General features: G+C 51.3%; 8 protein-coding genes. All 8 read right to left on the reverse strand.

Features of this window, described 5'->3' with window-relative positions:
• Positions 1 to 4 precede the first annotated feature (4 nt).
• Positions 5 to 4,033, reverse strand: a complete 4,029-nt coding sequence (gene rpoB, locus BEB42_RS24625) for a DNA-directed RNA polymerase subunit beta (RefSeq protein WP_001353730.1) — start codon at positions 4,031 to 4,033, stop codon at positions 5 to 7.
• Between the two features lie 319 nt (positions 4,034 to 4,352).
• Complete coding sequence (gene rplL / locus BEB42_RS24630; protein ID WP_000028878.1) at positions 4,353 to 4,718, reverse strand: 50S ribosomal protein L7/L12; 366 nt, start codon at positions 4,716 to 4,718, stop codon at positions 4,353 to 4,355.
• Positions 4,719 to 4,784: 66 nt separating this feature from the next.
• Complete coding sequence (gene rplJ / locus BEB42_RS24635; protein WP_001207201.1) at positions 4,785 to 5,282, reverse strand: 50S ribosomal protein L10; 498 nt, start codon at positions 5,280 to 5,282, stop codon at positions 4,785 to 4,787.
• Between the two features lie 412 nt (positions 5,283 to 5,694).
• Complete coding sequence (rplA, locus tag BEB42_RS24645; protein WP_001096680.1) at positions 5,695 to 6,399, reverse strand: 50S ribosomal protein L1; 705 nt, start codon at positions 6,397 to 6,399, stop codon at positions 5,695 to 5,697.
• 3 nt (positions 6,400 to 6,402) lie between these two features.
• On the reverse strand, positions 6,403 to 6,831 hold the full coding sequence (gene rplK, locus BEB42_RS24650; RefSeq protein WP_001085926.1) for a 50S ribosomal protein L11: 429 nt from the start codon (positions 6,829 to 6,831) through the stop codon (positions 6,403 to 6,405).
• 158 nt (positions 6,832 to 6,989) lie between these two features.
• Positions 6,990 to 7,535, reverse strand: a complete 546-nt coding sequence (nusG, locus tag BEB42_RS24655; protein WP_001287516.1) for a transcription termination/antitermination protein NusG — start codon at positions 7,533 to 7,535, stop codon at positions 6,990 to 6,992.
• Position 7,536: 1 nt separating this feature from the next.
• Entirely contained in the window at positions 7,537 to 7,920 is a 384-nt protein-coding gene (secE, locus tag BEB42_RS24660) for a preprotein translocase subunit SecE (protein ID WP_001275702.1), read from the reverse strand.
• 229 nt (positions 7,921 to 8,149) lie between these two features.
• A partial coding sequence (locus tag BEB42_RS24665) for an elongation factor Tu (RefSeq protein ID WP_072106224.1) occupies positions 8,150 to 8,245 on the reverse strand: 96 nt, incomplete at its 5' end.

Raw genomic sequence — 8,245 nt, forward strand, 5'->3', positions numbered from 1 at the left:
AGAATTACTCGTCTTCCAGTTCGATGTTGATACCCAGCGAACGAATCTCTTTCAACAATACGTTGAAGGATTCTGGCATGCCCGGCTCCATCTGATGGTTGCCGTCCACGATGTTTTTATACATCTTGGTACGACCGTTCACGTCATCAGACTTAACGGTGAGCATTTCCTGCAGGGTGTATGCTGCGCCGTATGCTTCCAGCGCCCACACTTCCATCTCCCCGAAACGCTGACCACCGAACTGTGCCTTACCACCCAGCGGCTGCTGAGTAACCAGGCTGTAAGAACCGGTGGAACGCGCGTGCATCTTGTCGTCGACCAGGTGGTTCAGTTTCAGCATGTACATGTAACCCACGGTTACCGGACGTTCGAACTGTTCACCAGTGCGACCGTCGTACAGGCGGATCTGACCAGAAGTCGGCAGGTCGCCAAGTTTCAGCAGTTCTTTAATTTCTGCTTCTTTCGCACCGTCGAAGACCGGCGTTGCGATTGGCATACCTTTGCGCAGGTTTTCAGCCAGACGCATAACTTCTTCATCGCTGAAGGTACTCAGGTCAACTTTCTGACGAACGTCAGCGCCCAGATCGTATGCACGCTGGATGAATTCGCGCAGTTTCGCGACTTCTTGCTGCTGTTTCAGCATGGCGTTGATCTTGTCGCCGATACCTTTCGCAGCCATACCCAGGTGGGTTTCGAGGATCTGACCGATGTTCATACGAGACGGTACGCCCAGCGGGTTCAGTACGATGTCTACCGGCGTACCGTTTTCATCGTAAGGCATATCTTCGATCGGGTTGATCTTAGAAATTACACCCTTGTTACCGTGACGACCTGCCATCTTGTCACCAGGCTGGATACGGCGTTTAACCGCCAGATATACCTTAACAATCTTCAGCACGCCCGGTGCCAGATCGTCGCCCTGGGTGATTTTGCGGCGTTTCGCTTCGAGTTTCTTCTCGAACTCGTGTTTCAGTTCGTCATACTGCTCAGCCAGCTGTTCCAGCTGATTTTGTTTCTCTTCGTCGGTCAGGCCCAGCTCTAGCCAGCGATCGCGCGGCAGTTTGTCGAGCTTCTCAGCTTCAACGCCACCGGCTACCAGCACAGCACGGATACGGCTGAACAGACCCGCTTCGAGGATCTGCAGTTCTTCAGACAGGTCTTTCTTCGCCTGTTTGAGCTGCATTTCTTCGATTTCCAGCGCACGTTTGTCTTTTTCTACGCCATCGCGAGTAAAGACCTGAACGTCGATAACCGTACCGGATACACCGTTTGGTACACGCAGAGAAGAGTCTTTAACGTCAGACGCTTTCTCACCGAAGATCGCACGCAGCAGTTTCTCTTCTGGAGTCAGCTGGGTTTCACCTTTCGGCGTTACCTTACCAACCAGAATGTCGCCACCGGTCACTTCCGCACCAATGTAAACGATACCGGATTCATCCAGTTTGGAGAGCGCAGCTTCACCTACGTTCGGGATGTCAGCAGTGATCTCTTCTGGCCCCAGCTTGGTGTCACGGGACACACATGCCAGTTCCTGAATGTGGATGGTGGTGAAACGGTCTTCCTGAACAACACGCTCGGATACGAGGATGGAGTCTTCGAAGTTGTAACCATTCCACGGCATGAACGCTACGCGCATGTTCTGACCGAGCGCCAGTTCACCGAGATCGGTGGACGGACCGTCTGCCAGCACGTCGCCGCGCTCTACCGGTTCACCCAGAGACACACACGGCATCTGGTTGATACAGGTGTTCTGGTTAGAACGGGTGTATTTGGTCAGGTTGTAGATGTCGATACCCGCTTCGCCCGGATACATCTCGTCTTCGTTAACTTTGATAACGATACGGGAAGCATCCACGTACTGAACGACACCACCACGTTTAGCAACCGCAGTTACACCGGAGTCAACGGCAACAGCACGTTCCATACCCGTACCAACCAGCGGCTTATCAGCACGCAGAGTCGGAACGGCCTGACGTTGCATGTTCGCACCCATCAATGCACGGTTGGCGTCATCGTGTTCAAGGAACGGGATCAGGGACGCACCGACGGATACCACCTGCTGGGTGGATACGTCCATGTAGTCAACCTGGTCGCGGCTGAACAAGCTGGATTCGCCTTTGCTACGGCAAGTTACCAGGTCTTCTACGAAGTGGCCTTCTTCATCCAGGTTGGAGTTCGCCTGGGCGATAACGTAGTTGCCTTCTTCGATAGCAGACAGGTAGTGAATTTCGTCGGTTACAACACCGTCGATCACTTTACGGTACGGCGTCTCAAGGAAGCCATATTCGTTAGTCTGTGCGTACACGGACAGGGAGTTGATCAGACCGATGTTCGGGCCTTCAGGAGTTTCGATTGGACATACGCGACCGTAGTGAGTCGGGTGTACGTCTCGAACTTCGAAGCCTGCACGTTCACGGGTCAGACCGCCTGGGCCGAGTGCGGAGATACGACGCTTGTGCGTAATCTCAGACAGCGGGTTGTTCTGGTCCATAAACTGAGACAGCTGGCTGGAACCAAAGAACTCTTTCACTGCTGCGGAAATCGGTTTGGCGTTGATCATATCCTGAGGCATCAGGGTATCCAGATCGCCCAGAGACAAACGCTCTTTCACCGCACGCTCTACACGTACCAGGCCAACGCGGAACTGGTTTTCCGCCATTTCGCCAACGGAACGGATACGACGGTTACCGAGGTGGTCGATATCATCGACTTCGCCTTTACCGTTACGGATATCGATGAGCTTTTTCATAACATCAATGATGTCGTCTTTGCTCAGGATACCGGAACCTTCGATTTCGTCGCGCAGCAGAGAGCGGTTGAACTTCATACGACCAACCGCAGACAAGTCATAGCGGTCTTCGGAGAAGAACAGGTTCTCGAACAGGCTTTCAGCGGCTTCACGAGTCGGCGGCTCGCCAGGGCGCATCATGCGGTAGATTTCTACCAGTGCGCTCAGACGGTCGTTAGTTGGGTCGACACGTAAGGTTTCAGAGATATACGGGCCGTGATCCAGATCGTTGGTGAACAGCGTTTCGATACGCTTGTGACCAGACTGGCTCAGCTTAGCCAGCAGATCCAGGCTCAGCTCCATGTTCGCAGCACAGATAAGCTCACCAGTAGACTCATCAATGTAGTCTTTAGCAACCACTTTACCTGCGATGTACTCAACCGGGACTTCGATCAGTTTGACGTCGTCTTTTTCCAGCTGGCGAATGTGGCGCGCAGTAATACGGCGGCCTTTTTCTACGTACACTTTACCGTTAGCTTCGATGTCAAAAGATGCGGTTTCACCACGCAGGCGTTCCGGCACCAGTTCCATCTGCAGCTTGTTATCACGGATTTCAAAGATAACTTTTTCAAAGAACAGGTCGAGGATCTGCTCTGTGGTGTAGTTCAGGGCACGCAGAATGATGGTCGCAGGCAGTTTACGGCGACGGTCGATACGTACGAACAGGTTGTCCTTCGGATCGAATTCGAAGTCCAGCCAGGAACCACGGTAAGGGATGATGCGCGCGTTATACAGCACTTTACCCGAAGAGTGGGTTTTACCTTTGTCGGAGTCAAAGAAGACGCCCGGACTACGGTGCAGCTGGGAAACGATAACACGCTCAGTACCGTTGATAACAAAGGTACCGTTGTCCGTCATGAGCGGAATTTCGCCCATGTAGACTTCTTGTTCTTTAATGTCTTTTACGGTGCCTTCCGGCGCTTCGCGCTCATAGATCACCAGACGCAGTTTAACGCGCAGCGGTGCGGAATAGGTCACGCCACGGATTTGACATTCCTGGACGTCAAACACCGGTTCGCCAAGGCGGTAGCTGACGTATTGCAGCTCGGAATTACCGCTGTAGCTCTGAATCGGGAATACGGAACGGAAAGCAGCTTCCAGACCATACTGCCCTTCAGGATCTTGCTCGATAAATTTCTGAAACGAGTCAAGCTGGATAGAAAGGAGATAAGGTACATCCAGAACTTGTGGACGTTTACCAAAATCCTTACGAATACGTTTTTTCTCGGTATAGGAGTAAACCATAGGGTTCCTCAGCTCGCTGACAAGTCGACCCATCTGTCCATTGAGCGGACAGTTTGTGCAACACTATTTTGTTGACCGGAAAATGGAACACTTTCCGCAATGCCTGTTGCTATCACGCTTAAACCATTTCATTGCGATTTACACAGAACGGGCGTCCTGTCGCAGTATATTAAGTCGTCGATAGAAACAAGCATTGAAAGGCACAGCAGTAGTCAAACAGTGTGAAACGCTACTGGCGCCTTACAGCGCAAAAAGGCTGGTGACTAAAAAGTCACCAGCCATCAGCCTGATTTCTCAGGCTGCAACCGGAAGGGTTGGCTTATTTAACTTCAACTTCAGCGCCAGCTTCTTCCAGAGCTTTTTTCAGTGCTTCTGCGTCGTCTTTGCTCACGCCTTCTTTCAGAGCAGCCGGTGCAGATTCTACCAGGTCTTTAGCTTCTTTCAGACCCAGGCCAGTTGCGCCACGTACTGCTTTGATAACAGCAACTTTGTTAGCGCCAGCAGCTTTCAGAATTACGTCGAATTCAGTTTTTTCTTCAGCAGCTTCAACCGGGCCAGCAGCTACAGCTACAGCAGCAGCAGCGGAAACACCGAATTTTTCTTCCATTGCAGAGATCAGTTCTACAACGTCCATTACAGACATAGCTGCAACTGCTTCAATGATTTGATCTTTAGTGATAGACATTTAAATTGTTCCTGAATATCAGAATAAGTTTATACGTAAGCGAATGCGTTAAAAAGATAACTGCGATTAAGCAGCTTCTTTCGCATCGCGTACAGCAGCCAGAGTACGAACCAGTTTGCCAGCCGAAGCTTCTTTCATGGTTGCCATCAGGCGTGCAATTGCTTCTTCGTAGGTCGGCAGAGTTGCCAGGCGGTCGATCTGAGACGCCGGGATCAGCTCACCTTCAAAGGCAGCGGCTTTGACCTCAAATTTTGCATTCGCTTTCGCGAACTCTTTGAACAGACGAGCAGCTGCGCCCGGGTGTTCCATAGAGTATGCAATCAGGGTCGGACCAACAAACGCGTCTTTCAGGCACTCGAACGGAGTACCTTCAACAGCACGGCGCAGCAGGGTGTTACGAACAACACGCATGTATACGCCAGCTTCGCGACCTGCTTTACGCAGTTCAGTCATTTTATCTACAGTTACGCCACGGGAATCCGCAACTACTGCAGACAGCGCGCCTTTGGCTACTTCGCTGACTTCAGCAACAATCGCTTGTTTGTCTTGAAGATTTAAAGCCATTAGCTTTGCTCCTGGATGTTTGCCAGAGAAAATCTCTGGAACTCACTTCACTCCTCCAAACGGAGAGAGCGTCTTAATTACGGTGAGCAGAAACAAGCCAGAATATAAAAGAATAATCTTAGCGTTCTGTCACCGTCTACGCAGGGGATTAAGTTTCTTGCGAAACTCCTGCGGTCTTCGACGGAGGCCTGGATAGGCCAGGCTCCAACGAACAAATCTTTTCTATCCGTCGCTATTCAGCTTGTAGCGGCGTTGGCTTCCTTCGTTCGCACCAGTCACATAGTTAGCTATGCTCCTGGCGACTCACTCAGTTGCCGCCTTGCTACAACCCAAATATCTCGGATATACGTCTGCATTAAGCATTATACGTGGGGGTAAGATTGTAGACAAAATCACCGCCCACGTAAAGGCATTAGTTTACAGAAGCGCTCAGGCCAGCCTGGTCAACTGCAACACCTGCACCCATGGTGGTGGAGATGCTAACTTTCTTGATGTAAACGCCTTTCGCCTGAGTCGGTTTTGCTTTTTTCAGCGCAACCAGCAGAGCTTCCAGGTTTTCTTTCAGTTTGTCAGCGTCAAAGTCCACTTTACCGATGGTGGTGTGGATGATGCCGTTTTTGTCGTTACGGTAACGAATCTGGCCAGCTTTAGCGTTTTTAACCGCTTCAGCAACGTTCGGCGTTACAGTACCCACTTTCGGGTTTGGCATCAGGCCGCGCGGACCCAGAACCTGGCCCAGCTGGCCAACAACGCGCATTGCATCCGGAGAAGCAATAACAACGTCAAAGTTCATTTCGCCTTTCTTGATCTGGTCAGCCAGATCTTCCATACCTACCAGTTCAGCGCCTGCAGCTTTAGCAGCTTCAGCGTTTGCACCCTGGGTAAATACGGCTACGCGAACGGAACGGCCAGTACCGTGCGGCAGTACAGTTGCACCACGTACGTTCTGGTCAGATTTACGAGCGTCGATGCCGAGGTTAACAGCAACGTCCACGCTTTCTACGAATTTAGCAGTCGCCAGCTCTTTCAGCAGAGCGATAGCTTCGTTGATGTCGTATTGTTTGGTCGCATCAACTTTCTCGCGGATAACACGCATGCGCTTGGTCAGTTTAGCCATTTCTTAGTCCTCCACTACCAGGCCCATGGAACGTGCAGTACCTTCGATGGAGCGAGTCATCGCTTCAATGTCGGCACCAGTCATGTCGGCAGCTTTGGTCTGCGCGATTTCCTGCAGCTGAGCGCGGGAAATTTTACCCACTTTGTCTTTGTTCGGCTTACCGGAACCAGACTTGATACCAGCCGCTTTTTTCAGCAGAACTGCTGCCGGCGGAGTCTTGGTAACGAAAGTGAAAGAACGGTCAGCGTAAACGGTGATTACTACCGGAATCGGCAGACCTTTTTCGATGGAATCAGTTTTTGCGTTGAACGCTTTGCAGAATTCCATGATGTTTACGCCCTGCTGACCCAGAGCCGGACCTACTGGCGGACTCGGGTTAGCCATACCAGCTGCAACCTGCAGCTTGACATAGGCTTGTACTTTCTTAGCCATTATAAATTCCTCAAGTTGGGTAATAACGCCTCTGAGAGGCTCCCCGTGATATAAAAAATCGTTTTACGGGCAAGGCCCATAAAAACAAAAGGCGCGAAATTGTATTCCAATCTCGCGCCTTGTGCAACGATTAAATCGCCGCTTTTTTGATCGCTGGGTTAGGCTTTTTCAACCTGGCTGAAGTCCAGCTCTACCGGGGTCGCACGACCGAAGATAGAAACAGACACTTTCAGACGAGATTTCTCGTAATCAACTTCTTCAACAACGCCGTTGAAGTCAGCGAACGGACCATCATTAACACGAACCATTTCACCCGGTTCAAACAGCGTTTTCGGACGCGGCTTATCGCCAACCTGCTGCAGGCGATTCATAATCGCATCCACTTCTTTATCGCTGATTGGCGCAGGACGATCGGAAGTACCGCCGATGAAGCCCATCACACGCGGTACGCTGCGCACCAGGTGCCAGCTCGCGTCGTTCATCACCATCTGAACGAGGACGTAGCCAGGGAAGAATTTGCGTTCGCTTTTGCGACGCTGTCCGCCACGGATTTCAACCACTTCTTCGGTTGGTACCATGACTTCACCAAACAAATCTTCCATGTTATGTAATTTGATATGCTCACGTAGCGACGTTGCTACGCGGCCTTCAAAACCGGAAAACGCCTGAACGACGTACCAGCGCTTTTTAGGAGCTTCAGACATCTCAGAACCTCAGGCCAGTGATAAAGGATACCAGGCGAACCAGAATACCATCCAGTCCCCACAGGATCAGTGACATTACTGCGGTAACCGCAGCCACAATCAGCGTGGTGTGCAATGTTTCCTGGCGAGTCGGCCAAATGACCTTACGGACTTCGGTACGCGCTTCACGGGCAAAAGCAACGGTTGCTTTTCCTTTTGTCGTTAACAGCGCGACACCACCCGCTGCAGCAATCAGAATTACTACGGCCAGCGCACGCAGCGGCAGCATAATGTCGCGATAAAGGTAGTTGCCGACAATTGCTACCAGGAGCAATGCCACCACAACGACCCACTTCATCGCTTCCAGGCCGCGCCCGCTTCCTTGAGCTTCGGTATTCGCACTCATAAACCAACCTGTCAGAAGTATTCTACAAACATTTTCACCCCGCGATCGCGAGGCAAACCAAATCGAAACGCGTATTAGCTTTTCGGATTATACGCCCTCAACAGAGCCTGTCTCAGCAATGATTATGACAAAGAAAATCACTGATGAGCCAGGTTCTGGTACGAAAGCGTGCAAAAAGGGCATCAAATGATGCCCTTTTAGTGCGCATTGCGTCAAATGTTATCGGCAATTAGCTCAGAACTTTTGCTACAACGCCCGCGCCAACGGTACGGCCGCCTTCACGGATTGCGAAACGCAGACCGTCGTCCATCGCGATCGGGTGGAT

Source organism: Escherichia sp. MOD1-EC5990, from assembly GCF_002965285.1.
Classification (GTDB): domain Bacteria; phylum Pseudomonadota; class Gammaproteobacteria; order Enterobacterales; family Enterobacteriaceae; genus Escherichia; species Escherichia coli_F.